Origin of the sequence: Rhodohalobacter sp. SW132 (assembly GCF_003390325.1) — a bacterium.
Taxonomy (GTDB): domain Bacteria; phylum Bacteroidota; class Rhodothermia; order Balneolales; family Balneolaceae; genus SW132.
Window position 1 is genome coordinate 195,771 of sequence record NZ_QUOK01000006.1, and the last position, 26,692, is coordinate 222,462.

General features: G+C 42.8%; 22 protein-coding genes. 10 read left to right on the forward strand and 12 right to left on the reverse strand.

Annotation, left to right across the window (positions count from 1 at the left end; genetic code table 11):
• Window positions 1-86: 86 nt before the first annotated feature.
• The gene (gene xseA / locus DYD21_RS12975) at window positions 87-1,283 is read left to right on the forward strand and encodes an exodeoxyribonuclease VII large subunit (RefSeq protein WP_116037491.1); all 1,197 of its coding nucleotides are present in this window, start codon (window positions 87-89) and stop codon (window positions 1,281-1,283) included.
• A 44-nt stretch (window positions 1,284-1,327) separates the two neighbouring features.
• Here xseA and DYD21_RS12980 read toward each other — a convergent pair whose 3' ends face one another.
• From DYD21_RS12980 to DYD21_RS13000, 5 genes are all read right to left on the reverse strand, one after another.
• Window positions 1,328-1,876, reverse strand: coding sequence for a hypothetical protein (locus DYD21_RS12980; RefSeq protein WP_116037421.1), 549 nt, complete (start codon window positions 1,874-1,876; stop codon window positions 1,328-1,330).
• A complete protein-coding gene (locus DYD21_RS12985; protein WP_116037422.1) occupies window positions 1,876-3,438 on the reverse strand; it encodes a trypsin-like peptidase domain-containing protein in 1,563 nt (520 codons plus the stop codon). The genes DYD21_RS12980 and DYD21_RS12985 overlap by 1 nt, the downstream gene beginning before the upstream one ends.
• Window positions 3,435-4,172 (reverse strand): DNA repair protein RecO, encoded by a 738-nt coding sequence (gene recO / locus DYD21_RS12990; RefSeq protein ID WP_116037423.1) that lies wholly within the window; start codon window positions 4,170-4,172, stop codon window positions 3,435-3,437. Before recO ends, DYD21_RS12985 begins: the two co-directional genes overlap by 4 nt.
• A gap of 42 nt (window positions 4,173-4,214) precedes the next feature.
• Window positions 4,215-6,731 carry an RND family transporter gene (locus tag DYD21_RS12995; protein WP_116037424.1) on the reverse strand — a complete coding sequence of 839 codons (2,517 nt, stop codon included), beginning with the start codon at window positions 6,729-6,731 and terminating at the stop codon, window positions 4,215-4,217.
• A gap of 245 nt (window positions 6,732-6,976) precedes the next feature.
• Window positions 6,977-7,747, reverse strand: a complete 771-nt coding sequence (locus DYD21_RS13000; protein ID WP_116037425.1) for a DUF3047 domain-containing protein — start codon at window positions 7,745-7,747, stop codon at window positions 6,977-6,979.
• A gap of 196 nt (window positions 7,748-7,943) precedes the next feature.
• Here DYD21_RS13000 and DYD21_RS13005 point away from each other — a divergent pair, with 196 nt between their 5' ends.
• The 3 genes from DYD21_RS13005 to rlmN all read left to right on the forward strand — a co-directional run bounded on the left by DYD21_RS13005 (window position 7,944) and on the right by rlmN (window position 10,638).
• A complete protein-coding gene (locus DYD21_RS13005; RefSeq protein WP_116037426.1) occupies window positions 7,944-8,444 on the forward strand; it encodes a hypothetical protein in 501 nt (166 codons plus the stop codon).
• Entirely contained in the window at window positions 8,444-9,334 is an 891-nt protein-coding gene (locus DYD21_RS13010) for a hypothetical protein (RefSeq protein ID WP_116037427.1), read from the forward strand. The genes DYD21_RS13005 and DYD21_RS13010 overlap by 1 nt, the downstream gene beginning before the upstream one ends.
• Before the next feature lie 188 nt (window positions 9,335-9,522).
• Window positions 9,523-10,638, forward strand: a complete 1,116-nt coding sequence (gene rlmN / locus DYD21_RS13015; protein ID WP_116037428.1) for a 23S rRNA (adenine(2503)-C(2))-methyltransferase RlmN — start codon at window positions 9,523-9,525, stop codon at window positions 10,636-10,638.
• 235 nt (window positions 10,639-10,873) lie between these two features.
• Here the strand turns inward: rlmN and DYD21_RS13020 are convergent, their stop codons facing one another.
• From DYD21_RS13020 to DYD21_RS13030, 3 genes are all read right to left on the reverse strand, one after another.
• The gene (locus tag DYD21_RS13020; protein ID WP_116037429.1) at window positions 10,874-12,121 is read right to left on the reverse strand and encodes a tagaturonate epimerase family protein; all 1,248 of its coding nucleotides are present in this window, start codon (window positions 12,119-12,121) and stop codon (window positions 10,874-10,876) included.
• 128 nt (window positions 12,122-12,249) lie between these two features.
• Window positions 12,250-12,906, reverse strand: a complete 657-nt coding sequence (locus DYD21_RS13025; protein ID WP_209388426.1) for a rhamnogalacturonan acetylesterase — start codon at window positions 12,904-12,906, stop codon at window positions 12,250-12,252.
• 388 nt (window positions 12,907-13,294) lie between these two features.
• A complete protein-coding gene (locus DYD21_RS13030; RefSeq protein ID WP_116037431.1) occupies window positions 13,295-13,699 on the reverse strand; it encodes a VOC family protein in 405 nt (134 codons plus the stop codon).
• Window positions 13,700-13,851: 152 nt separating this feature from the next.
• Between DYD21_RS13030 and kduI the strand changes: the two genes are divergently transcribed.
• The 5 genes from kduI to DYD21_RS13055 all read left to right on the forward strand — a co-directional run bounded on the left by kduI (window position 13,852) and on the right by DYD21_RS13055 (window position 19,195).
• Window positions 13,852-14,691, forward strand: a complete 840-nt coding sequence (gene kduI / locus DYD21_RS13035) for a 5-dehydro-4-deoxy-D-glucuronate isomerase (protein ID WP_116037432.1) — start codon at window positions 13,852-13,854, stop codon at window positions 14,689-14,691.
• A 27-nt stretch (window positions 14,692-14,718) separates the two neighbouring features.
• Entirely contained in the window at window positions 14,719-15,507 is a 789-nt protein-coding gene (locus DYD21_RS13040; protein ID WP_116037433.1) for a gluconate 5-dehydrogenase, read from the forward strand.
• Window positions 15,508-15,596: 89 nt separating this feature from the next.
• The gene (locus DYD21_RS13045; protein ID WP_116037434.1) at window positions 15,597-16,634 is read left to right on the forward strand and encodes a LacI family DNA-binding transcriptional regulator; all 1,038 of its coding nucleotides are present in this window, start codon (window positions 15,597-15,599) and stop codon (window positions 16,632-16,634) included.
• Window positions 16,635-16,669: 35 nt separating this feature from the next.
• Complete coding sequence (uxaC, locus tag DYD21_RS13050) at window positions 16,670-18,070, forward strand: glucuronate isomerase (RefSeq protein ID WP_116037435.1); 1,401 nt, start codon at window positions 16,670-16,672, stop codon at window positions 18,068-18,070.
• A gap of 309 nt (window positions 18,071-18,379) precedes the next feature.
• On the forward strand, window positions 18,380-19,195 hold the full coding sequence (locus DYD21_RS13055; RefSeq protein WP_116037436.1) for an SDR family oxidoreductase: 816 nt from the start codon (window positions 18,380-18,382) through the stop codon (window positions 19,193-19,195).
• Window positions 19,196-19,454: 259 nt separating this feature from the next.
• On the opposite strand, the gene DYD21_RS13060 is transcribed toward DYD21_RS13055, so the two are convergent.
• Together DYD21_RS13060 and DYD21_RS13065 are read right to left on the reverse strand one after the other, a co-directional pair.
• Complete coding sequence (locus tag DYD21_RS13060; protein ID WP_116037437.1) at window positions 19,455-20,444, reverse strand: LacI family DNA-binding transcriptional regulator; 990 nt, start codon at window positions 20,442-20,444, stop codon at window positions 19,455-19,457.
• Window positions 20,445-20,726: 282 nt separating this feature from the next.
• Entirely contained in the window at window positions 20,727-22,484 is a 1,758-nt protein-coding gene (locus DYD21_RS13065; protein WP_116037438.1) for a pectate lyase, read from the reverse strand.
• Window positions 22,485-22,861: 377 nt separating this feature from the next.
• On the opposite strand from DYD21_RS13065, the gene DYD21_RS13070 reads away from it, so the two are divergent.
• Window positions 22,862-24,331, forward strand: coding sequence for a glycoside hydrolase family 28 protein (locus DYD21_RS13070; RefSeq protein ID WP_199535540.1), 1,470 nt, complete (start codon window positions 22,862-22,864; stop codon window positions 24,329-24,331).
• Window positions 24,332-24,858: 527 nt separating this feature from the next.
• Here DYD21_RS13070 and DYD21_RS13075 read toward each other — a convergent pair.
• Window positions 24,859-25,683: a bifunctional 2-polyprenyl-6-hydroxyphenol methylase/3-demethylubiquinol 3-O-methyltransferase UbiG gene (locus DYD21_RS13075; RefSeq protein WP_116037440.1), complete on the reverse strand. Its 825-nt coding sequence runs from the start codon at window positions 25,681-25,683 to the stop codon at window positions 24,859-24,861.
• Entirely contained in the window at window positions 25,680-26,660 is a 981-nt protein-coding gene (locus DYD21_RS13080) for a glycosyltransferase family 2 protein (RefSeq protein WP_116037441.1), read from the reverse strand. Before DYD21_RS13080 ends, DYD21_RS13075 begins: the two co-directional genes overlap by 4 nt.
• Window positions 26,661-26,692: the final 32 nt, after the last annotated feature.

Genomic DNA, 26,692 nt, shown 5'->3' on the forward strand with positions numbered 1-26,692 from the left:
CTAACATTAATCTTCCAGCTGGAACATGACCGGGTTTCATTATGTACCCGGTCATTTTTTTATCTTTTTCAATCCATAGTTTTTTCATGGCAGACCAGATTCCTTTCTCATTTGATGTTGCTACAGTAACTGATATCACGAACCAGATCAAACAGATCCTTGAATCAAATTTCAGGGATGTTTTGGTAGAAGGCGAAATCAGTAACGTAAGCCAAAGCCGCAACGGCCATTACTATTTCACTGTGAAGGATGATCATGCCCAGCTTCCGTGTGTGGTGTGGCGCTCAACAGCGCAGCGAATGGATGTGGAACTCAGTGATGGCCAACAGGTGATCCTTGGAGGAGATATCCAGGTTTATGCCCCTCACGGGCGTTACCAGATGATTGTGCGCCTGGTTCAGCAGGCCGGAATGGGGCGGTTGCAGCAAAAATTCGAGGAACTTAAAAACAAGTTACAGAAAGAAGGCCTTTTTGATGATGCACACAAAAAACCGCTGCCTCCATTTCCAAGTAATATCGGTGTGATTACCTCTTCAACAGGTGCTGCCTTTCACGATATCCGGTCCACGTTTGAACAGCGATGGCCGCTGGCTACTCTCTATCTCCATCACGCCAGCGTGCAAGGCTTAAATGCCGCCGGGGAGCTGGCAGATGCTATTCAAACGCTATCTGAACATCCGGATATTGAACTTCTGATAATCGGACGTGGTGGCGGCTCTCTCGAAGATTTATGGCCCTTCAATGAAGAAAAAGTTGCGAGAGCGATTTACAACTGCCCGATCCCGATCATAAGTGCTGTGGGCCATGAAGTTGACTTCAGCATCAGCGATTTTGTTGCCGATGCTCGAGCCGCAACTCCAACCCAGGCAGCAATGATCGCTGCGCCGGATATCAACGACCTGCGAATGCAAATAGACGATTATGCTCATGGAATTGAGGTCCATCTGAAACAGAAAATTGATCGATATAAAGAGTATGTGCACCGGCTCGGACATTCACATGCCCTGCTAAAAGTACAAGACAGGATCGTACACATGAAACGAACAGTCGATACGCATCAGCGTACACTTCATCACCTGCAGCAGAAAATACGGCTGAATAAACGTGCTAAACTACAAGAAATCCTTCACCGCCTTGACAGAAAAAATCCAAATGAACCGATGGAGAGAGGGTTTTCCCGCGTGTGGCAAGGCGAAACCTGGATTCGTTCTCGGGAACAGTTTGATGATGGTTCTCCTCTGAAAGTAGAATGGCAGGACGGTGAAAAAACGATTACACCTTAATAAATCATGGAGCTGTTATGTGATGTGATTAACATCATTCCATTCTACTGAACCTGGTGTTCGTTCAGTGCAGTTGTAAATGTGTTATGTCCAAGTGCGCTGCTCACACGATTCAACGCAACATCATGATCCAGTGTAACCATAATATACACCTGGTGCACCGAATCGGATGTTTCGAAATGCTCTTCAGTAATTTCTATATCATCTATTAGTGAAAAATCCTGGACTGCATTTCTTAAATCAAGAATAAAAGCAGCATTTTCAAATTCCGAAACACCTGCCTGTTCAGCCTGTTCCACTCTCACTTCCTCAACAAATTGATCGACGGCAAATCTCAGATTTGCAATAGCTTGTTGAACTGCCTTTTCCCGTGCATTATCCCGGGATGTTGCTGCAGAAAGGCCAATACCGTTAAATCCGGCTGAGTCTGAATAGGATCTGTTGTTAAAGTCGTACCACTCTGGCCGGTTTATTTCTTCTGTTACTTCTACTTCGTCCGGAACGGTCTCTTCATCATCAATTGTAGTTTCAACCGTTGTACACGCGGAAAAAAGCAGCGCCAGCAGAGTAATATTAAGAAAGAGTGATTTCATCAGGGAGTGAGATTATAGTAGCCTACAGAGCCTTGTTCAGTTTTTATCTTTAGTTGTACGGATGTCTGATTACGAACTGCCCGGCTGAAAAGTTGTTCCATTTGATCGCTTCCGGTCAACTCCTCTCCGTTGATTTCCACAATTTGTGATCCAACCGGCACTCCTCTTCTGTGTGCCGGGGAGTCCGGGCTGATCTCCTCGATATAAAAATCGAACTGATCAGGATCTTGCGGGGATGAGAGCCCCTGAACCGTTAAACCAAACGGTTCAAACAGATGAAAAGAGATCCCGGAGTTATCGCCGGGAGCCGGACGCTCTTCGTAATATGGTTCATCCCGGGGTTCAATTTGTTGTTGATTATTTTGTGAAAGCTCTTCAGGTTCGGGTTCGGGTCGTTCAAGTTCTTTAAGTTCTGCTTTGATCTCGATTGTTTCACCATTTCGCCAAACGGTGAGTGTTATAGAATCACCCGGACGAAACATTGCCACTTTTTCCTGGAGCTGATTGGATGCATTTACCTGCTGGTCGTTCACGCCAAGAATTACATCAGAAGCTCTGAGCCCCGCAATTCCCGCAGCACCAGAATTATCTACATCTGATACGTACACTCCACGAATTCGATCTAATCCGGTACTCCGGACAAGATTACTGTCAACTGAACGAATCTGTACACCAAGCATTCCTCTGCGAACCGCTCCATGCTCTATAATATCCGTAGCGACTTTCATAGCAAGATTGCTGGGAACTGCAAAACCGTACCCCTGGTAGCTTCCGCTTTGAGTGGCAATAGCGGTATTGATGCCAATCAGTTCACCGCTTGTATTCACAAGAGCCCCGCCACTATTACCACGGTTGATTGCAGCATCGGTTTGAATAAAGCTTTCAATTCTGAGAAGATCATTGATGATGTCCACTTCCCGTCCAAGTGCACTCACGATACCCGCAGTTACTGTTGATTGAAGTCGGAACGGATTTCCGATTGCCATCACCCATTCGCCCACTTCCAGGTAGTCGGAGTTACCAATAGTAGCATGTGGAAGCCCAGAACCATCTATTTTGATCACGGCAAGATCCGTGCTTGGATCACGGCCAACAACTCTCGATTCAAAGCTTCGTTTATCTTCGAGTGTTACTGTAATCCCATCCCGGATTGCGTCTTCAACCACGTGATTGTTTGTGAGAATATATCCATCCGAAGAAATAAGCACACCGGAACCCACCGTTTGTGCTCTTGGCGGCATGAAACGACGCCATATGGAGCTATCTTCTTCCTCTTCACCCTCTCCCCGAAAATTCTGATTTCTTGTCGGTACGATGGTTTCGATGTAGACAACCGTAGGCGTTACATTCCTGGCCACAGAACGAAAAACAAATCGATCATCAATTTTTTCAAGATCTTCATTGGTCCAGACCGGTACATCGCTTCGGTTTACTTCTGTAAAACGAACCTCTGTGAGATCAACCGCAGACATATCCTGCCTGAGAAACATTACGATCATCCCGATGAGGATACCGATAAGAATCATGAGAATGCCGGATAGTAATCTGTTGCCTGAATTCATTTCATCAAAAGTTGTTCGAAAATCTTATCTGATTTCCGAGGTTTGATACCTTCGATATGGAAGGTAAAGTAGCGATCTAATATTGCGATCAATTTTTTTATTTCTCGTGAATCCATAACGATTCGCAACACGGATGCGTTTGTAGAATGCAGGGTTTTTTTAACAAACGCAAACTGGCCGGACGTCAATCTTTCCGAATGTTCATCCTCCGGCTCTTCGGAAACGGTTCCAGAGCGTATGTTGATAAATCCGCTGTCCCCGCCAGTGCTGTTCTCTGAAGGCTGAATTCCCACGCCAATGTATTCTGCAAGGCGTAGTTGTAAATAAGGAAACAGCAGAGCAGGTATCTCCTTTTGTTTATCGGCCCAATTCAGAAAAGTTTCAAGAAATCGATAAAGTTGTTCATTTACTTCATTTTCATGAAGAATTTGCCCGGTAAGCTCCATTGCAGACATAGTGAGAGCCATTTTCTCCATATCTACACGAAGTGAGTTCAGTTTGTGAGTATATGCAATATCTGAAAGTGTCTGAACAGAACGGCTCTGTTTGTAAAAAAACACGGTTTCCACAAGCTGTCCCGGAACCAGAAATGCGGCGAATTTACTTTTTGGTTTTCGGGCTCCCTTAGCAATTACAGCTACTTTCCCTTTTTCAAGTGTAAAAATCGTAGCGATAATGCTCGACTCGCTGTAGTCGACGGTTCTAAGTACAATTGCTTTGGTTTTAACCAGCATATCGCTTTGAATTAACCGGCCGGATAAAGGTTCGAAATTCCGTTAATCTTCGGACCGGTGATTGATCAGGTTTTTATCCTCCAGAAACTGAACCATCGCAGGCAGAAATGTTAATGCCGAAAGCAGCGTCATTCCAATCCCGATCACAGCCATAATTCCTATCGACTGCAGCCCCGGATGTACCGTAAAGAGAAGTCCGGCAAATCCAAGCATAGTCGTAAAAGATCCTATAGTGATATGCTGTCCCGTGCTTGAAAGAACATTCCACATACTTTTTGATCCCTCATCGCGGTACCGATGAGCAAGGTGAACGCCGTTATCGCAACCAATACCTAAAATAGCCGGAAGTACTACCAGATTGTAAAAATTGAATTTTAACCCAAAAATCAGTTGTATGCCAAACAGCCAGAGTAAACCAATTACCAGCGGGATCAGGGCAATCAGTGTCCATCGAAGCGACATAAACGAGAGTGATATACATATAAACACGATAATGAATGTAGCAATCACCATGTAAGGGCTCTCGGTTCTCATCAGGTCGAGCATTGTGGCTGCTACTATCGAGGTGCTTCCTGCATGATAGGTTTTACCGCTTTCCAATGTTATATCTGAGAGCTCATCTTTGAAAGCGATTGACTTCAATCCATCTGAGAGTCCCTCATTCGGATATACAATCACAAAACGGCCTATCTCTCCATCCCTGGTGATAAAACGGTTCTTCAAAAAGTCAGGAATCTGCTCTTCGGTCAGCGGTTCTGTAGTTTGCGAAGACTGCCGGAGTATATCCAGGTTCTCGTCCTGCTGGTTTACGATGAACGGATCCTGCAAAAGCTGACGAATGGTTGAAATTTTTTGGAGTTTCCTCTCCTGCATATCCTCAAACGGCGGAAAACGTTCCTGCAGGGCTTCAACATCCAGGATCATGGTATCGGGGTTGGTCCGTTTTCTTTCCCGCAGAATATCTACAATTTCAAACACGTCTTCATCGGTATCGGCCACAATAAATGCAGGATTCCGGCGATCACTTTCGTCTACTCCACGCGTAAACTCTCTGAATTCCCGGTATTCAGGAAACTCCGGTTCCAGGTTACCGAACTCATATTCAAACTCAAGGTTCGGTGAAAAGACGGTTACAATAACGGCTGTTAATATACCGAAGGCAACAATACTCCGTGCGTAAGGAAATCGCCTGAAGAGCGGTTTCATCACTACTTTTTCAGATCTGGGCGGGAGAAGAATCCAGTTCCATCGCTCAAATAGCACGAGCAGTGACGGCAGAACAAACAACATGCAAAAAAGTGCCAAAAGGATTCCCACACCAGCAATAAAACCAAATTCAGAGAATCCTCTGAAATCGGCGAACATCAATACAAATAATGCAAGTGCTGTTGTAAGTGCACTTACAATAATGGCCGTACCCGTTCGCTCATACGCCTGCAGGATGCTGTTTTCCACATTCAATCCGTCGGCCCTGAATTCGATATACCGGGCATAGTAGTGAATGCCGTAATCGATTCCCAGCCCAAAGAGAATCACAAAAAGAACGGAGGTCATTGTGTTGAGAACCCCGAGGTTAAAATAGGTGATTCCAAATGTCCACATCAAACTGACCAGCAGTGGTATACCGATCACAAGTACAGGAATCGGGGCGCGAATAATATGCTGAAACAGGGAGTGTTTTTGCAGGCGGGAATCTGTGCGCTTGTAATTGATATATTTTTTGATGGTAAAGTAGAGCAGCACCAGCAGGATAACGCTTGAAAAACCTGCCGCAAAACTGTTAATCACATCACTCATAATCGAGTCGAGTTCTGCAAGGTGGCGTTTCAGGCGGCCACCAAACTGCACTTCCATTTCCGGATGAAATGAAGCGGGGTCAAGCCGTTCAATCAGTTGATCGAATTCGGCAAACATATCTTCAAGGTAGGTGATATCACTTCGCGAGCCGCTTGGATACATTGTAAGAATAGCCAACGTACTGTCGGCATTTACCGGGTATTCTGATGGAACAAGCTGATCGTAGCTATCCTTAAAACGATCGATATTCTGCTCATCTTCTTCCTCTTCATCATCAAAATCGTCGAAATCAACCAGAAACGGATTGGCTTCCTCTTTGGCAGCCTCAATCTCTTCACGTAGATACTCTATAATCTCATCCAGTTCGTTCTCTGTAGCCAGGTAGAGGGCGTTATCTTCAAGAAATTCGGTGTCTCTGCGAAACTGGGCGCCGGTAAAGAATGGTGCGTTGCGCCGTTCATAGTGAAGCTGCATTGCTTCTTCGGCAAGACGCTCGGCAAACGCAACGTTAGCTTCAAAACTCGGAGATCGAACCGCCACCTCCATTTCGGTTTCTCCTCCGGAAGTCTCTTGTAACTTCTCCAGCGCCAAAACATTCGGATTTGTAGGCGGGAGAAGATTTGCAAGATCTGTATCCACCGTAAGCTTTGATGCGTAAAAACCAGAAACTAACGCAACAAGGAGCGCAATCATAATCACCCAATACGGGTGCCTGATATTCAGCTTAACGAGTGGTTTAAAATACTGGGTAATTTTTAACATAGTGTTGATCTGTCAGGCAGCTAAGTACAAAAAATCATACCTGCAAGGTATTGTCACAAAAGTTGTTAATTGAATAATGAGAGGCATTGATCCGCTTCGGAGTATATCCGTTGCAAGGGGTTAAGTTCTCGCAATTTTTAAGGTTGTTAGAGTCCAATACAACTTGCGGAAATGTGATTATTATGGAAGCCATCGGGTAGTTCAGAGGATTGCATCATATCATAAAACAAGCAATGAAATGTACTTCAATTTCGGATAGGATGTAATTCAAAATTGTCATAATCCGCTTTTGTAAAGGATCGGGTATCATCAGATGCGCTTAAGATCAGAAGAGCAATTGGCCGCCGCGGAGGTTTCTCACCAAAAAAGTGTTTGTAATCTTCCACCAGATTCCGCTCAAAAGTCTGCCACTCGCCCCTGTTCTCCAGTCCTGTACCTACCACCACAATACGCTGGTTGCCCCTCAATTTTGAGAATTCTGACCCAACGGGGTGTTTGGAACTCCAGGTATATCGAATTGTGATTGGTACGGTCCTGAAAAACAAGCGGCCGGTATCGAACACCACGTATACACTTGCGGCCACATCATTCCGGCTGCTGCTGTTCTCATCACCGCCTTCAGGAATATCAAAAATACGCCAATCCCACTTCAGAATCGGAGTCTCATGTATATCAAGCCCTTCTTTATCAATCAATGGGAAATTGAGATGTTTGGCTTCTATACCTTCAAACCTCAAAAATTTATTACTGTTTTCCTTTACAACACTGTACTTATATCCGCTTCTGTCGCGCTCACTGTAAGTCGCCGGTATGGCATCTCCGTCACGGTTATACCATTCGTCTGGAATAGTGCCAACTTCGTAGTGCTGAAAGTCCTCGAGATACACAACTCCGTTATCACCAAAACGAATGTTATTAATCGCATCTCCGTCAAAATCCTGAGCAACCACCACACCGGTTATACCAAACGAAAGAAGTGCTGTGATGAATACTTTACTTATTTCTTCTAAAAACATTTCTGTAGATTTATATATCGGGAATATTTCTTATTTTCGCATCCACAACGGAAAAGCTGAGCGTAACGTATCTTTATATCTGTTTAAGTTTGCATGAGGTATTAAGTTCCCGTCATCAAACATACGCACAAATTCTGTTTTTGTTAAACCTGATCTGCACAGACTTCTATAAATTCCGTTAAACAGCAAATTTATTATGAATCAATCCTTTGCCAGGCGGGGCATCAAAGTAATTGGAGTTACCCTGCTGATCTATGCGCTCCTTGTTGCACCGCATGAAGGTGAATTCTGGCCATTTAGTATTTACCCGATGTTTTCCCAGGCCGGCAATCCGTGGACCCGCGCGATGGTTCTGGATGTCACCGATAAACCGGAAATGGATATCTGGGAAGAGCACCTGCTGCAAAACCGAACTGCCGATGTGGTTCCTGTAGGAACCTATGGAGTAGACCAGATCGACTTCTCCAACTTCGTAACCAAAACAGAACACTGGACCGAACAACGCCAGCGGGCGCTGATCCATATGTTTGGCAGCGAGGCCATTGCCGGCAGACGCTGGATGGTGACAAAAGTTCGGGGAGAATTGATCGGGCGGGATTCGGTTGCCATTGAGATTAAGCCATTTATTCTGATTACCTCTGACAGTACCTTCACGAATCCCAACCTTCCGGCATCAGAGTATGGGAGGATTGAATAATGAAGTGGACAGAAAAAATCTCGTATCAGCTTTTTGAGCCTGATCGTGATCAGTCACCCGGTGAAGTGATCTTCTTTAAGCTTTTCGAACTATTTGTCATCTACTATACCATACGCTTCGCCTGGGAATGGGGAATATACACCGAACTCAGAAATACAGAAGTTGTACTGGCGCTCGGAGTTGCCAATTATTTTGATATTTCCATTTTCTTTGAGAACTATCTCGCAATTATCAACGCAGCTTTCATCACCATACTGTCGGTTGCATGCTATTTCAGGCTCGGGTACAAATGGCAATATATGGTTGTGATGGTGCTGCTGCATGTTCAGTATGTTGCCCGCTTTTCACAGGGTGAAATTCCGCATAGCCAGAACCTGATCGGAATGTCGGTTTTATGCTTTGCGATTGGTGCCATCTGGTTTCCCGATAAGAAGCAGATGCCGCGTTTTGTGATGGGTTCAATCATCTTTTTTATAGGTTTGGGATATACATCAGCCTTCTTTGCAAAATTGATTGGAACCGGAATCAATTGGTATGATGGCCGTCATCTCTGGCTCTGGATTGGTGAGAAAAGCATTGATATACTCTCACGTGAAGGTGTTTACAACCCAAACTTTTTACAATCGATGGCGCTGCAAAGTACGGCTGTAGCATCAGTTATACTTCTCATTGGATGGTTCACGGAGTTTATCGGGTTTACGATGTGGTGGAAAAAGATCAGACCCTACACAACTGCCCTGCTGATCGGAATGCATTTTGGCATCACAATGACCATGAACATCCGGTTTGATGCATTCGTAATTCAACTGATCTTAGTCGGATTTCCGTGGTACATCCTCATCGATCGTTACGTAAAAACCACACCCCGGATGTTGCAAAAATGGCTCTAAATTACAGGTAATCATTTTTTTTGGTTTCAATCTACCTAACCGGGTTCTTCCTGTAAGCGTCAACTCACGTGAGCATCTGACCTGTTTTTTTGCTCCTACGTTATCAGAAACAGCACCTGGCCGATGTAACGATACTTCGAAAAGCAGTATAGCTGTAGATTCCACTCATTCCTTCGTATATTACACAGATGGAAAAAGAACTGAACGTAGCAAAAAAAACTGATCTCAAGTCACTCACAACAGCGGAATTGAAGGAGTTTACCGATGATCTCGGTTTGATGGGCTATCGTGCCGATCAGCTCACACAGTGGCTTTATCAAAAAGGAGCTTCTTCATTTGATGAAATGACGAATCTCTCCAAAGATCTCCGCTCAAAACTGAACGAAATAGCTGAAGTTCGCCGAATCCGCATTCACAGTAAGCAACAGTCGAAAGATGGCACCATCAAGTTCTTGTTTGCGCTCGACGGACCGGAAGAATACAAAGTTGAGGCTGTACTCATTCCTGATTTTTATCCGGACGGTGCCGCAAACCGGCTGACAGTCTGTGTATCCTCACAGGTGGGCTGCATGTTTGGCTGCTCGTTTTGTGCTACGGGTAAAATGGGATTTTTCCGAAATCTCACACACGGCGAAATTGTTGACCAGGCGCAGATTATCAATGAAGTAGCTGAGGAGAAGTATGGAAAGAAAATTACCAATATTGTCTATATGGGAATGGGCGAACCACTCCATAATTTCAAAGCAGTTACTGAATCTGCGCGAATGATCTCGAGTCCGTTAGGTATTGATCTCTCCCCAAAACGAATTACCGTATCTACTGTGGGGCTTACCAAACAGATCAAACAGCTTGCAGATCTTGACCTTGGCGTAAATCTTGCAATCTCTCTCCATGCGGCTGATGACGAAAAACGAAACGAAATCATGCCGATCAACAGCAGCCTGAATCTTGAAAAACTGGAAGAAGCAGTACGCTATTTCTTCGACCGAACCGGCCTTTCACTTACGTATGAATATCTGCTTTTTGATCATTTTAACGATGATTATGCAGATGCTAAAAAGCTCGCTTCCATAGCTCGCTGGGTTCCAGCAAAAGTAAACATCATCATGTACAACAATGTGGCCGGTGTTGAGCTGAAGCGCGTACGGGAAGAACGGCTCAACCGGTTTATGAAGGAGCTGGTGAAACAGCGTGTAACGGCAACCGTCCGCCGCAGCCGCGGTGATGATATTGATGCCGGATGTGGTCAGCTTGCCATCCGGGAAGGTCAGAAAAAAGGAAAAAGCCTGGCAAAGGAGAATTGAGAGATCAGAGAAACAGCCAGGGAACTGCTATAACTCTGCCGTAACTTGTTTTTTCACCTCCCTCCTTACCCGACAACTTCCCGCCATCGGTTCGGATGAGTGGGTAAACCCAAATTTCTTTAGAACCTCTTTTTAATAGAAGTCACCTTTCCATTTAGGTTCAATTCTAATCCTACCTGTTAGAATTCAAATAACAATCCAAAGTTTGAAGAATCTATTCATACAGCCAGCCAGCTTATCCTACAAACAGTGGCTTGATATGACGCTGGTACAAATTGTCAGTTACGCGAGCTGAGATTCGGGACTGATTTTCCACCAACAGATTGATGAAGGATTCACCCTGCTCAGCCGCAATTTTATAGGAGCAATGAAAAAACTGCCTCAGCCCGGAATGAAATTTTGGATGATCCGGATTATGCTCAACAGCATCTACGATCTGCTGACCGGTCCATTTAGAAAACTCAGAAGGTGTTGGCAGCTCTGATTTATTTATATCAATCACAGGAAGATAGGGACCGGTTAACTCATCATACCGGTTGTAAGCCTCACTGTATATTTTATACACCATATTGAGACCTTCTTCGCCCGATTCTGCCAGGCCAATCAGTTCCTCGAGCCAGGTAGTTCCTGATGTTTTCAGATGAAGTCCTGTATCGTGATCTGTAATCAATTCCCGCATTTTAGGATACAATGAGAATTTATCACTGCCTGAATGTACACTTAGTTTCAGATTATCCGGAAGGTTAAACTCTTTTATGGCATAGTCGATGACCCACAGATCTTCATCAAATTCCTTAACGAATTGGTCGATATCACCCACATAATCCACGCCTTTATAAAAATCACCCGTAAATTTGGGCGCAATGGTGTGTAGCTGAACATCATGATCTGCCAGGGCTTTCAGGATAAAAAACAGTTCTACGGGTGTTTGGGGAGTTTCAACCTCGTCCATTGAAATTTCAAAGACCGCTTCACCATTAGTTTTATTATTTTTGATGTATTGATACAGTTCAGCAGCTTCCTGGATTGCATGAAGATATTGATCACACCAATTTTGAAGAAAAGTTTCACTTACATTGAATGATTTTGAGATGCCGGGAATCGATACCTCACCGGTTAGTGATTTATTGTTGTTGATAAATTCTTCTTTATCAGATTCATCTGCTGGTTTCCCAATGTAATCAGCCACGTCAATGGTGAAAAAATTTGATGACTGAATGTAGGGATCCACGATTTTTCTTGTGATGTGATCGGCATCCACAAAATAGGGTTTATCCCATTTTAATTTCTTTATGGCGGAATCAGCCTCCTCCCTCACTTCATCATGATTTGTGCCTATGATTTGATGCTCTCGATGAGATTTATTCCACACGGGATAGATCGTAACACCATCACCATTATTCGCATTTAAAACTGCTTTTAATTGTGCTTCGCCTTCTTGTCCAAATCTGTCACCGGTGCCAATTGAGTATTTTCCTAACATATTCAGTTATTTTTGATTTAATCGATGCTTTTTTTATCTGTGATGTCAATGGGGCAATAGTCTGTTCCTTTGATGCACTTTTCCCAGTGACCTTTATGGTTCGTTATTCAACTATATTTTTTATATCACTACTGTACAATTTTTTGTTTAAGATCAAGGTTTAATTCCCTGATACTCTCTATTACAAGTTCCGCCATTTTTCTGGCTCCCAGTTCATTAAAGTGTGTATCATCTTCGAGTCCATTGGGATAATTCGGATTTTGACCGGGTTCAAGATGATTGTAAAAAAACCTGGATTTTTCGGGTCCCAGACTTTTTAAAAGCTCCTGGCTTTTTCTGTCCATATCAATCAGCGGTACATTTTCAGATTGTGCTACTTCACGCATCAGTTCGGAGTACAGCTCGTGAGTATCCACTAGGTCACCGTTTTGATCAAAATGCCGGCGCGCAATCGGGGTTAGCAATACAGGTTGCGCATTACGCGCCAAAGTTTCTGTGACGTATTTCACCAGGTTCGTTTGATACTCTTCTTTAGTAGTGGATTGTGGTTTTGATTGAACTTCATCATTATGACCAAACTGAATAAATACGTAGTCCCCTTCATTCAGATTCTCTTTTATGGGATCCCATCGGCCTTCTTCCAAAAACGTACGCGTGCTTCTTCCATTTCTGGCGTGATTCTCAACCACAACATCAGATTCGAAATAATGTGCAAAGGGTGTACCCCAGCCAGTTTCGGGATAGGCGCGGACCTCCTTCTCCGACATTGTTGAATCCCCAATCATGTACACTGTTACTCCAGTAGTACTTGGATCAATAGATACTGCACTGATCAACCATAGACTAACAAGTAAAAGTAAAAACTGTTTGATATTCAAGAGCAAGTTGTTCTGCATTTTGAAGAGTACAAATTCTATAGCTTTACCGGTTAATTTAATTAACCAAAAAAAACTATTAATACGAAATCAGATTTTAGATTCTCTACAGGCCTTCATGGCGATCTATTAGATATATCAGGATTATTTCCATATCAATGAGCGTAGAAATAGACCAAAAACGGGCCTAATTATGATATTAAGCTGACAGAAAATTTTTTGTGCAATCGGTTGTATGAGATCCATTAAACAGTTCCGGAATTGAGAGCAAATATTAATTCCCAGGTTAATCTTCTGATCAATGGGAATGGTCGCCAGGTTTGAGCATTGGCACCCCTCTTTTGCATAGCTGAATAGAAATTCCCCATGGATCTTTCAGCATGACTATATGGGATCCATCTTCCAGGTGGTCTTCGGATACAAGTGCAGCACCTGCATTTACAAGTCTTTTTTTATCACTATCCGGGTCATCTGACACAAATGCCAAATGCAGGTTTAATGGGTCCATTTGATGATAATCCGGAATATTGTCAGGCGGATTCTTATAAATCTCAAGCATCACATCCCCACTGTCATCTGCTAAAAATGATGTGAAAGGCGCTTTCTCTTTTCGACTGACAGCCTCCAAGCCAACATGTTCAATATACCAGTCAGCCATCTTTTCCGGCTCTTCTACATTTATAGCAAAGTGTTCAATTTTCATATCAATCTCTAAATTTAAGTGAATATAGAATTCGTAACAATTGGCAATAAACTACAGACTACATCTTGTCGATTCATAAATATTGTGTGAAAATAAAGGAAAATATATATATAATGCGCAATCGATTACATTATAAGTCAATCAACTATGCCATGTCTATTAATTATACTGTTCGATTTGCTGCAAATCCAGATGACTTTGACACTTATGACAAGCAAAAGATCAGGGATGATTTTTTGATCCAGGATCTTTTTACGGATGGTGACGTCAACCTGATCTATACCCATTACGATCGTTTTATCGTTGGTGGTGCCAAACCGGGGAGCACTCCGCTTAAGCTCGAATCAATTCCGCCCCTAAAAGCAGACCATTTTCTTGACAGGCGGGAACTTGGGATCATCAATGTGGGAGAAACCGGAATGGTTACTGTTGATGGTCAGAAGTATACACTTGATTATAAGGAAGCTCTGTATGTGGGCAAAGAATCAAGAAGTGTGCAATTCGATCAGTCGGATGGCAAACAGCCTCTGTTTTACCTCAATTCTGCACCTGCACATCACCTGTATCCCACAAAAAAAATTACGCAGGACGAAGCTGAAATTGTTGAATTGGGATCTCTTCAAACATCCAATCACAGGGTCATCCGTAAATTAATTGTACACAGTATAGTAGAAACATGTCAGCTTCAGATGGGAATGACACAACTCGAGGAGGGCAGCGTATGGAACACCATGCCGCCCCATGTACATGACCGGCGTATGGAAACCTATTTCTATTTTGAGCTTCCTGAAGACCAGGTTGTTTGTCATTTTCTTGGCGAACCCGACAATACGCGGCATATCTGGATGAAAAACCAGCAGGCCGTTCTATCACCTCCCTGGTCTATCCACTGCGGCTCAGGTACAAGCAACTACACATTTATTTGGGGAATGGCCGGCGAAAACCTGGATTATAGCGATATGGATAAATCTAAACCTACTGAACTGCGATAACGACTTTACAATTTAAAAAGCAAAATCATGAGTTCATTATTCGATTTATCGGGCAAACGGGCACTCGTGACGGGTGCAACACATGGGCTCGGAATGGCGATGGCGAAGGGACTGGCTGAAGCGGGGGCTGAACTTATCATAAACGGTACCACCCCTTCCCGAATGGAAAATGCTGTAGAAGAATATGAACGTGAAGGCTACGAGGTGCACAGTTTCTTATTTGATGTAACCGATGAGAAAAAAGCGGCAGAACATGTGGATCAAGTTGAAAAAGAGATTGGCCCCATCAACATTCTGGTTAATAATGCCGGTATTATAAAACGCATGCCGCTGAAGGATATGGATGTTCAAGAGTACCGGAAAGTGATTGACGTGGACCTGACAGGCCCATTTATTATGGCTAAGCAGGTCGTTCGGCACATGATTCCCCGCAATGAAGGAAAGATCATTAATATTTGTTCGATGATGACCGAACTCGGCCGTGATACGGTGGGAGCCTATGCGGCTGCAAAAGGCGGTTTGAAAATGCTGACGAAAAGTATGGCGACAGAATGGGCCCGGTACAATATTCAGGCAAACGGTATTGGCCCGGGATATTTCGCCACATCCCAAACTGAACCAATCCGAAAAGATGGACACCCGTTCAACGATTTTATTATCAACCGGACGCCGGCCGGACGCTGGGGAGATCCATCTGATCTTGCAGGAACGGCTGTGTTTCTATCCTCAAAAGCCAGTGATTTTGTAAATGGACAAATTATTTATGTGGATGGTGGAATTCTTGCCACCATCGGTAAACCTGCCAATGAAGACTAATCATTCTGATGACCGATACGAAACAGATCAAAACAATGATGAAAAATTGCAGCTACTGGCATAACTGTCTCTATACCATATTCTAATCCATGAAAAGTAAAAAAACCACAATTCATGATATTGCCAAACATCTGAACATTACCGCATCTACGGTATCCAGAGCGTTAAAAAACAATTCACGTATCAGTGATGCCACCATTAAATCCGTTCGTGAAGCTGCAAAAGAACTGAACTATCAACCCAACAATATTGCCGCAGCTCTTCGCAAAGGAAAAAGTAATATCGTGGGAATTATCATTCCCATGGCCGACAGAAACTTCTTTGCGTCAATCATTCGGGGAATCGAAGAAATTGTAAATGATGCCGGTTATAACGTAATTATATGCCAATCAAACGATTCTCCGGAAAAGGAAAAAGCTAATATTAGCACACTGCTTGAATCTCAAGTCGATTGTATTATCGCCTCGTATGCTAAAAAGACCACCGACTTTTCTCATTATAAGGAGATCGTTGAGCGTGATGTACCGCTGATTTTATTTGATCGTCTTCACGAATCACTCGAATTACTTGATGTTGATGCTGTAGTGATAGACGACTACCTTGGATCTTATAAAGCTACGCAGCACCTTATTGAACAGGGTTGTCGAAAAATTGTCCATTTTTCCGGCCCGCAGCATGTAAGCATTTACAAGGAACGTACACGCGGTTATATGGAGGCGTTAATCCAAAATGGAATCAGCTTAGATAAAAGCCTGGTACTTGAAAGCAATCTGAAATTAGATGCTGGCAAACAGTTAGCTAATGATCTGCTTACCTGGCAAGAATTGCCTGATGCAATCTTTTCAGCCAGTGATTATGCGGCTATGGGAGCTATGGGAGTTTTGAAAAAGAACCAGGTTAAAATTCCGGAACAGATTGCCATTGTTGGATTTAGCAATGAACCCTTTACCTCATTTGTTGAGCCATCACTAAGTACAGTTGATCAGCACAGCAAAAAGATGGGAGAGTATGCTGCGCGTATATTTCTGGATATAATGAATAACAATAATAAAACTCATACTCCCACTAAAACAGTACTGAAGCCGGAATTGATTATCAGAAATTCATCTCTGAAATCGAAAGATTGAATAACCAAATAACATTATAAACAAGCTTATACCATATGAAACCATTCCTGAACGAACATTTCTTACTGGAAACAGATACGGCAAAATCACTCTATCATGATTACGCCTCTCCACAACCTATTATTGATTACCACTGTCACCTTCCACCTGATGCTATCGATCATGACAAGAATTTTGATAATCTGACCAAGATATGGCTGGATGGTGACCATTATAAATGGCGGGCGATGAGAGCATTCGGCATTGATGAAAAATACATCACGGGTGATGCACCAGACAAAGAGAAATTCCTGAAATGGGCAGAAACTGTCCCGTACACCGTCCGGAATCCACTCTATCACTGGACGCATATGGAACTCAAAAACTACTTTGGTATTGATAAATTGCTGAATCCGGAAACGGCTGAAGAGATCTATGATCAATGTACTAAGGATCTGCAAAAACCGGAATTTAGTACGCGGTCACTCCTGAAACGAATGAATGTAGAGATTGTATGTACAACTGATGACCCGGTTGACAATCTTAAGCATCATCAAAATATCAGTAAAAATCCTTTTGGTATAAAAGTTCTCCCGGCTTTTCGTCCGGATAAATCCTATGCGTTTGATGAACCGGGAACGTACAACAGCTATATTGACCAACTAAGTGATGTGAGCGGTATTGAGATAAAAACGCTGACTGACCTGTACGATGCACTCCAAAGCCGGATTGACTACTTTCATGATAATGGATGTAAACTTTCGGATCATGGACTGGAAAAAATCGTTTATGCAAACCTTTCTCCTTCCGAATTGGAGGATGCATTTAAACAAGTTCGCAAAGGAAATAAACTGAGTATCGACCAAAAATATGGGCTAACCTATGCTATTCTGATTGAGCTTGGAAAAATGTATGAAAATATAAACTGGGTCCAGCAATACCATCTTGGGGCACTGCGAAATACCAATGACCGGATGCTAAACGAACTGGGTCCTGATACAGGATTCGATTCCATTGGTGATTTTTCCCAAAGCCGGAATTTATCCCGCTTCCTCAATCAGCTTGATTCAACCGATCAGCTTGCGAAAACCATTCTCTACAATCTGAATCCGGCTGACAATGAAGTGATGGCGTCCATGATTGGCAATTACAACGACGGTTCGGTAAAAGGCAAGATGCAGTACGGCTCAGCCTGGTGGTTTTTGGATCAAAAAGATGGCATGGAGAAACAAATGAATACTTTGTCAAACATAGGGCTTTTAAGCTGCTTTGTAGGTATGCTGACTGATTCGCGAAGCTTCCTTTCTTTTCCGCGGCATGAGTATTTCCGCAGGATATTGTGCAACCTGATGGGCAGCGATGTGGAAAATGGAGAACTGCCAAATGATCTGGATCTATTAGGTGAAATCGTTTCAGATATCTGCTATAACAACGCAAACGAGTATTTTGATTTTTAAAACGCAATCAACTATGAAATAAGTAAATGCTTTTGGCAAGATATTACATCACCATACTCATTTTAGGGAATCTTTGTATACGCAAATAATTCCGTTTGATCTAATGTCCGGGGTGTAATAAACAGCATGGCAGTATCTTTAACTGCCATTGAAACTCTGCATAAATTGGAACTCGTATCGCAGATAATTTCATTGATGAGTTTACAACCAAAACGTACTGAAGAAAACAATAGCTTTTTGTCAACTATCCAACACAATATCATATCACCAAAATCTAATCCATTATTACCGTAACCACATCATTTTATCATGAAAAATCTATTTGATCTGTCAGGCAAAATTGCAATTGTAACCGGTGGAAATGGTGTATTGGGAGGTGCAATGAGTGAAGGACTTGCCAATGCAGGTGCAAAAGTGGGAGTATTGGGCAGAACTGAAAAAACTGTTCAGGAACAGGTCGATAAAATTAATCAATCTGGTGGTGAAGCTCTTTCATTAATTGCTGATGTACTGCAAAAAGATGATCTCAAAAAAGTACGTACACAAGTTGAAGAGAAATGGGGGCAGGTTGATATTCTTGTAAATGCTGCAGGTGGAAACATGCCCGGTGCAACCATCAACCCCGACCAATCTTTTCTTGATATGGACGATCAGGCACTCTCGAAGGTAGTGGATCTGAATTTTAAGGGAACCTATTTACCTTCTAAATTATTTGCCGAATCGATGATTGAGAATAAACGCGGTGTGATTGTCAATATCTCATCAATGGCCGCTCAACAGGCAATTACACGGGTAATGGGGTACTCTGCAGCCAAATCGGCGGTTGACAATTTTACCCGTTCACTCGCAATTGAAACAGCTCTTAAATATGGTGATGGAATTCGGGTTAATGCGATTGCACCGGGATTTTTTATTGGAGAGCAGAATCGTGATCTGTTACTGAATTCCGATGGAAGCCTTACAGATCGTGGTCAAACCATTATCAACAATACACCGATGCAACGGTTCGGAGAAGCAGAAGAATTGATAGGTACTGTAGTTTGGTTATGCAGCGATGCTTCCTCGTTTGTTACCGGCACAGTGATTCCTGTTGATGGTGGATTCAGTGCCTACAGCGGAGTATAACAAGCTTCTAATTTGAACTGGCAGATCAAAAACCATATATAATTAGAGGGCTTTGCAAAACCAGGGATTTTGTCATAGTTCAAGACCAGAGTGGAATCGGAACCGGAGCGTATGTACAATACGTGAGGATTTCGATTCCACGATAACGCCGAAATTTGACGAAAGCACGGTTTTGCAAAGCCCTCAATTAGATAAAAATACATTTTATATGATCCGGAAAACGATCTGCCTCTATAATTTTATGCCTGATTATGCATTATTATTCAGGTATGAGTGAAGGTAATTCGATAAGTTTTGGTTCTGAAGAATTCTCAGAATTGATTTCGTTCAATAATTGCCCCATTGCTTTCTCACCCAAATGAAACGTTGGCTGATCAATGCATAGAAAAGGAGATGAGAGATAGTTGTTAAAATCACTTTTACCAAAAGAGAGAAACTGGACCTCTTTTGGATCGATATTATGCTCTTTCATACTTTTAAGCACACCTAATCCAACCGGGTACGTGACGGTAAACAAAGCTTTTGGTACTCCATAATTCTCGAGTAATGTTTCAAAACCTTTATATCCGTCATCTTCACTGAACCCACCTTCAACAATACCTTTTTGATTTATTTCAAGACCGGCTTCTTCCATTGCATCCATGTAACCTCTCTTACGATCTTTACCAATTTCCACGTAATCATACCCGGCAATGTGGGCAATATCGGTATAGCCTTTTTCAATAAGTTTTTTTACTCCAAGTTTTGCACTTTCGCGATCACCCGCTTTTACGTAGCTGAATCCTGCATCTTTAATTCCACGATCAAAAAAGACCAGGTTGATACCCATCTTTTGTAATTCCTTAAACCTTTCAGGATCTTTCGTTTCCTCTGTTACAGAAATTAACAGACCATCAACACGCATCTCCATCATAGTTTCAAGTAACTTTTTCTCCTGTTCCTCATCTTCAAAAGAAACACCAAGAAATATTTCGTACCCGTTACTTTTGGCAGCTCTGTAAATTCCCTCCATCACAGAGGCAAAGAAAAAATGAGCAATCTTTGGAATGATAACTCCAATAGTTTTCGATTTGGAAGATGTGAGCGATCTGGCAACAAGATTAGGACGGTAGCCCAACTTATTTGCCATCTCCTTAACTTTTACTTTTGTGCCCTCCGAAATATCGGGATGATTACGTAAAGCTTTAGATACGCTGACTTTAGTAATATTCAGTTTTTCCGCAATATCAACTAATCGAACATTTTTCATCAAATTTCCAGTTTAATTATTTATGTATTGATTCTGATATAGGATCAGTTTTCACCTCAGTAGTTGTTAAACGGCCTCCCAATTTCAGTCGGTAAATGGAGTTTAGTTTAAAATTAAACAATAACTATATATTCTTGCATTCCTTTTTTTAAAAAACAGCCCTTCAAGACAGAGACAATAAATCAGGGAATTTAATTACACGGTGTATGGATAAAAAATCTACTCGCTGATCCTGATCATTTTCCGGATTTTATTATCGGGTTCTATATTGAAGTATTTAAGTTAGTCTATCGTTTGTTCATAGATCAGCCGATCCGTAGGCCTTCCATCAATTTCATCAACAAATTTTTCACCATCTGTACTTCCTGACCCTGTAAGGTAAGCGGGTATAAGGTCTGATTTGCCATATCGCGTTGCAACGAGGTGTAGTAAAGCCAAAGGTTCAAGAGCATCAAACCTTGCATACTTATGTTTAGCAGTCGGCAAAAAATATCCTTTATGAAATCTCTCTGCAACTATATTATTTCCAATTCTTTCTGCAAGCTGCAGGAATGGCTCTTCACCTGTTAACTGATAAATATCAAGTACAGATATTAAAATATCAGGATCCGTAATGGAGGTTGCAAAATTTAAAGCTGGTGTATCAAAAGGAGTTGATCCCGGATCTCCCAGGCCTTCATCTATAAACATATGCCTTAAAACGTTCCAGATTTTGCCGTCTCCATTGGTTAATCTCACTGCCCGGGCATACGAAATCATCATGGTTCCATCGGGTTTCACGGATCGAAATTCAGTACCTTTTTCCCCGTAATATCCGGTTCTTGGATAAGTTTCACCGGTTAAATCTCTTCCATCTGCCCACATAGGAAGAAATGAGTTGTCCTCAGGACTGTAAGCATAGTGAGCCAGTGCTTTCATACCATCGACAGTCCACTCAAGAAAATCCTGGCCGATTTCTGTGCCATGGAGTTGTTCAGCAATATGGAGTAAGATTACTGCGCTTTGCCCATAAATAGTGCGTACACGGCCGCCCCACAATACATTTCCCTCCAATGCAATATCTCCATACACACTGCCAAATTGATTTTTTGCCCGGTCACCATAATTTGAATAGGTAAGCTCCTCTTCAAGCGGCCCCTCTCCTGGTGGTATATTCCGCTGTTTGGGCTGGCTGTACTGATAAACGCCAAGTCCGGTCTCAGGGTGTCGCGCATTCACATATTGTTCGTAAAGTCTCGCAGCCCATGTTCTGGCTTTTTCATTGTCATCCAGGTGGTAGAGAGCCATACCAACCTGTATCATATCCGATCCCGCATTTATAAACGTCAGCCCCAGCCCTTCAAAAAACGGATCTGGATGATCGAATTCATGATCCCAAAGTTTACCCATCTCCAGATCGTAATTTCCGTGACGGTTCAGATCCAGCAGATTCCAGTTTAGTATGTGTGCGTTCCAAATCGCCTCTAACATTTGTCGGGTTGATTTCGGGTCAACTTCCCACATAAACTTGTATAGCGGAAAGTGATTCTTTAATTCATGAGGCCTAGAATCAAACTGATTCTGCATCGATTCCAAATCTACAAACTGATGCCCGCCCCAGTACAACAGGCCATTCGAGCCGGTTTGATGATCAAACATATATTGCACGGCTTCGGCAGAAGCATTCTTATACTTCATATCACAGGTTACCTCTGATAGTCCGGTTAAAACCCGCATCAGGTTTTGCTGGCTGGCAAAATTCGATATAATCCATGATTCACCTTCATAAAAATCCCATCTGACAGGCTCTCCCGTTTCAACTGAAATTCCATCTGCAAACAATGGTGAATGAACCTCTCCATATCGATCCCTGCCATTTTCTAATACATTCTCGGCAAACTGTATCACCACCTGTAATATTTCAGAGGATAGCTCAATGGATTCACAATTGAGATCCCAGATAGATGCTGCATTTAACTCCTTTCCGACCTGACTGTTGAACAGCACAGCTATCGTAATAAAAAAAATCACCATCCGGTAACTGAGTTTTAATGCATTCATTTCGATATATAAAAATTAAACAGACTCCTCAAGTATATTTCAAAGCATTTTTATGAGAGTTATGGAGTCTAAAACGCTACAAACTTTGCATATACAGGAAATAATATATATAATTTAACCGGTAACTTAAAGTGCCGAGGCTGTCAATCATCATCTATTCAAAAAAGAGTACCATTAGATATCAGGCTACTATTCAAAGACAATAAGCAACTGTTTAATTTGAATTTAAACCCATAATACTGATAAAGAAATTAATCCCTATGAAAAATTCACCTCCTCCAATCTGTAAATTTTTAATATCGATCGTCGTTCTCTTTATTTATACTTTTTCGAATTGTTTTGCTCAACAAAGCGACGTTCCATTCGAGATTGCCCCGATGTCTCCCCCATTCGAGATGCCGGTTCTTGAAAGACCGGAATTCCCGGATCAAACATTTGACATCAGGGATTATGGAGCTGTGAAAATGGCTGAGGATGAGAGCCACAAAAATACAGATGCATTTCACAGAGCGATTGAAGCGGCTTATGATGCTGGCGGCGGCAAAGTATTGGTGCCGGAAGGTGACTGGCTGTCCGGACCCATTCATCTGATGAGTAATATAAATTTACATGTATCGGAAGGGGCAACGATCTATTTCAGTACAGATAAGGAGGATTATCTGCCGGTAGTGAAACAACGCCATGAGGGTGTGGAGGCTTTTAACTACTCCCCAATGATTTATGCATACCAGCTCTCTAATGTAGCAATTACAGGAAAAGGCGTTTTGGATGCACAGGGAGAACACTGGTGGGAATGGTACAGAGAACTTGGCGCACCTCCCAGAGCTATTGCATCGAAAGTTCCGCTCTCACGCCGCGATTTTGGAAAAGGTTCAGGCATGGAAGGTATGAGGCCAAACTTTGTCATTTTCTGGGAATCTGAAAACATTCTTGTTGAAGGCGTCACCCTGAATGATTCCCCCATGTGGAACGTGCACCTGGTTTATAGTAATAAAATTATAGTACGGGACATCAGAATTAATAGCCTGATGGCTCCAAACGGTGATGGTGTGGTGATTGATTCATCCAAAGATGTATTGATTGAGTACAATCATTTTGAAACCGGCGACGATGCCGTGGTATTAAAATCTGGCCTGAATGAGGATGGACTCAATATCAATATTCCCACCGAAAATGTTGTCGTTCGAAATTTTGAAGCAAGAGATGTCAGAACCGGCAGCGGCGGAGTTGTATTTGGAAGTGAAACATCAGGAGGAATAAAGAACGTTTATGTACACAACGCACTGTTTGATGGAAGTGATCGTGGTGTGCGGTTTAAAACCGAAAGAGGCCGTGGAAACGTTGTGGAAAACATCTACATTCACGACATCGAAATGAGGAATATTACCTATGAAGCAATCAACTTCAACACTTTTTATACCGGACCACAGGTAACCGGGCCTTCCCCCCAATTCCGTAATATTTACATCTCGGATATACATATTGATGGAGTGCCAAATGCCATTGTTATGACCGGTTTGCCTGAAAAATGGCTTGAAAATATCAACCTGAAAAATATCGTTGTTGCCAGTTCAGAGGAAGGAGTTCGTTTAACAAGAGTGAAAGATGTTACTTTCGAAAATATTGAGATCCATTCAACTAAAAGGGCAATGATTGTAGAGGATGCTTTTGAGTTAACGATGAAGAATGTAACACTGGAGGATTCTTTCGACGGCACACCATTGCTTTTCAGGGGCCTCCACACAGGAGCTGTCTTTTTATCTGATTTCCCGCTTGATCAGATAGAATTTGAGGATGGTCTTTCCTCAGACATTCTATTGGAAGAACCCCAGGTTCAAGAATGGTAATCCCTAAAATTTCTATCCGTTGAGATGTTTGGGGGAATTTCGCTCCAACTGAAAATCTCGATGTGTTGATCCAGCACACTCATTATTGACCGGGCGGCACCGGAAGCTTATGGCGTTCGCGGTGTTGCAGGTCTGGTGAGCTGCCCTTAACAAGACATCGTATTTCTGCACTGTCACCGTATTGCAAAATGAACTACCTCGGGGCAGAGCCCGCGAGGTATCAAATAAGAACCCTTAACTTTTTGGTCAATACAAAGCTTATTTTGGAGTGTCCCCCTTCGAAGGGGGCAATGGGGGATGACTTGTAGAGTTTTGAGCCCATAAAAATTGTTAATTTGCTTGAATCAACGCCTACTCGATCATCCCCCAGCTCACTCCGTTCGCTTCCCCCTTCAAAGGGGGACTTTTATCTTTTTACGACCCAGAGGGTCGGGGAATTAAACCACTTATGATGAAACGCCAGGAAGTGGCTTCTCTCATTCAGAGAGGCTATCAGCCCTTAGAAATGCCATGGCTAAGATTCAGTTTTAAGCCTTTTTAGCCAACGCATAAATTCCATTCCCCTTCTCATTACGGGTATAGAGATCTGCGAAATTCATCAACAAGCAGAACGGAAGCGTAATCGGATAGTAAAGCAGCAGAGGGAAAGCAGCAACGAGGCCCAGTTTATTGAATCCCATCATCGGCCACTTTACAGAAAGAATCCACGCTTTGTGGCCCCAGAATCCATAGGTGTAATGCACCTTTTCTACTTTAAAGCCTGCTGCTTTCAACTTTTCAGAAATATCTTCTTTCGAGTATCCGGGACGAGCGTGTTCGCCTACAAACGTATCATCCTCATCGCCATCTTCTTCGGAGTAGTGTGATGGAGAGTGCATCAAAAAATATCCCCCCGGCTTTAAAGTACCGGCAATGTTTTCCATCACTTTCACATCTTCTTCGATATGCTCCAGCACATCGATACAGATCGCCATATCAAAGAGTTTATCTGATTTGAACTCCAGCAGGTCGGCCGGATAAAAACGGATTCTTCCCTTTTCGATCTCCTTTTTGAAATAGTGGCGGCTATCTTCCAGGTAATCCTTTTTAACATCCACCGAATCAACCTTCACATTTTGGAAGCTCTTCAGAATAAACCGGTCGTACTGCCCAAATCCTGATCCTGCATCCAGGAGGTCCCATTCTCCCTGTTTATCAAGTTCGCTGCCTGTTTTTCTGATCAGCCGACGCAGATGCCAGCTTCGAAGGAAAAACAGATCGAGCAGAAAATAGAAGATGCGCCGTAAAAACCGGGAGTTTTTAATGATCGAAGAGAATTTATCTTTCACCGGATCATATTCGATTGTACTCATACACCGGTTTTCTTCTCAATTCCGGGCATATATTTATGAACCCTGTTTTTGTTCACCATCTCCCCGAGGAATCCAATTGAAAAGAACTGCACGCCGATTACAACAAGAAGGATTCCTAAAAAGATTAACGGGCGATCACCTATTGGCTGACCCCAAAATATTTTGAGCGCGGCAATATATGTATTTATCACCATTCCTACTACGGTTAGCAGAACCCCGATAGTACCAAAAAAGTGCATCGGGCGCTGCATATAGCGATTCACAAAAAGAAGGGTCAACAGGTCAAGAAATCCATTCATAAACCGTGAAAGTCCAAATTTGGTCTTTCCGTATTTGCGCGGATGGTGTTTTACCTCCTGCTCTTCAATTTTATCGAAACCCTGCCATTTAGCGAGCAGAGGTACGTAGCGGTGTAGTTCGCCGTAGAGATGGATATGCTCGGTAACCTCCCGGCGATACGCTTTCAGCCCGCAATTGAAATCGTTTAGTTTGATGCCGGTGGTCCAGCTTGTTACCGTATTAAAAAACCGGGATGGAACGGTTTTACTGATCGGATCGTGCCGCTTCTTTTTCCAGCCACTGACAAGATCAGCACCGTTTTCCAATTTCTCGATCATGGCTGGAATTTCAAAGGGATCATCCTGAAGATCGGCATCCATCGTGATGATATAATCCCCAAGGGCCGAATGAAAACCAGCCTGCAGGGCAGAACTTTTGCCGTAATTTCTGCGCAACTTCACACCTTCCACTTCCGGGATTTCGGAAGACAGCGACTCGATTATCTGCCAGGAACGGTCGTCCGATCCGTCATCAATCAGTAATACTTCAAATTTGAAGCCGGTCAGCGCCTTCTTAATTCTCTCCACAAGCTCAGTTAGTGATTCCTCTTCATTGAACAGTGGAATCACTACGCTAACTTGCGGTTTATGTGCAGAATGTATCACTTTATCTTTATCTTCTTCAGCCAAGGCTTGCATATGCTTTAAAAACTTATCATTCTACCGAAATA

Coding starts and splice junctions, on each gene's coding strand:
- xseA (WP_116037491.1), top strand. CDS start 87: ATGGCAGACCAGATTCCTTTCTCATTTGATGTTGCTACAGTAACTGAT.
- DYD21_RS12980 (WP_116037421.1), bottom strand. CDS start 1,876: ATGAAATCACTCTTTCTTAATATTACTCTGCTGGCGCTGCTTTTTTCC.
- DYD21_RS12985 (WP_116037422.1), bottom strand. CDS start 3,438: ATGAATTCAGGCAACAGATTACTATCCGGCATTCTCATGATTCTTATC.
- recO (WP_116037423.1), bottom strand. CDS start 4,172: ATGCTGGTTAAAACCAAAGCAATTGTACTTAGAACCGTCGACTACAGC.
- DYD21_RS12995 (WP_116037424.1), bottom strand. CDS start 6,731: ATGTTAAAAATTACCCAGTATTTTAAACCACTCGTTAAGCTGAATATC.
- DYD21_RS13000 (WP_116037425.1), bottom strand. CDS start 7,747: ATGTTTTTAGAAGAAATAAGTAAAGTATTCATCACAGCACTTCTTTCG.
- DYD21_RS13005 (WP_116037426.1), top strand. CDS start 7,944: ATGAATCAATCCTTTGCCAGGCGGGGCATCAAAGTAATTGGAGTTACC.
- DYD21_RS13010 (WP_116037427.1), top strand. CDS start 8,444: ATGAAGTGGACAGAAAAAATCTCGTATCAGCTTTTTGAGCCTGATCGT.
- rlmN (WP_116037428.1), top strand. CDS start 9,523: ATGGAAAAAGAACTGAACGTAGCAAAAAAAACTGATCTCAAGTCACTC.
- DYD21_RS13020 (WP_116037429.1), bottom strand. CDS start 12,121: ATGTTAGGAAAATACTCAATTGGCACCGGTGACAGATTTGGACAAGAA.
- DYD21_RS13025 (WP_209388426.1), bottom strand. CDS start 12,906: ATGATTGGGGATTCAACAATGTCGGAGAAGGAGGTCCGCGCCTATCCC.
- DYD21_RS13030 (WP_116037431.1), bottom strand. CDS start 13,699: ATGAAAATTGAACACTTTGCTATAAATGTAGAAGAGCCGGAAAAGATG.
- kduI (WP_116037432.1), top strand. CDS start 13,852: ATGTCTATTAATTATACTGTTCGATTTGCTGCAAATCCAGATGACTTT.
- DYD21_RS13040 (WP_116037433.1), top strand. CDS start 14,719: ATGAGTTCATTATTCGATTTATCGGGCAAACGGGCACTCGTGACGGGT.
- DYD21_RS13045 (WP_116037434.1), top strand. CDS start 15,597: ATGAAAAGTAAAAAAACCACAATTCATGATATTGCCAAACATCTGAAC.
- uxaC (WP_116037435.1), top strand. CDS start 16,670: ATGAAACCATTCCTGAACGAACATTTCTTACTGGAAACAGATACGGCA.
- DYD21_RS13055 (WP_116037436.1), top strand. CDS start 18,380: ATGAAAAATCTATTTGATCTGTCAGGCAAAATTGCAATTGTAACCGGT.
- DYD21_RS13060 (WP_116037437.1), bottom strand. CDS start 20,444: ATGAAAAATGTTCGATTAGTTGATATTGCGGAAAAACTGAATATTACT.
- DYD21_RS13065 (WP_116037438.1), bottom strand. CDS start 22,484: ATGAATGCATTAAAACTCAGTTACCGGATGGTGATTTTTTTTATTACG.
- DYD21_RS13070 (WP_199535540.1), top strand. CDS start 22,862: ATGTCTCCCCCATTCGAGATGCCGGTTCTTGAAAGACCGGAATTCCCG.
- DYD21_RS13075 (WP_116037440.1), bottom strand. CDS start 25,683: ATGAGTACAATCGAATATGATCCGGTGAAAGATAAATTCTCTTCGATC.
- DYD21_RS13080 (WP_116037441.1), bottom strand. CDS start 26,660: ATGCAAGCCTTGGCTGAAGAAGATAAAGATAAAGTGATACATTCTGCA.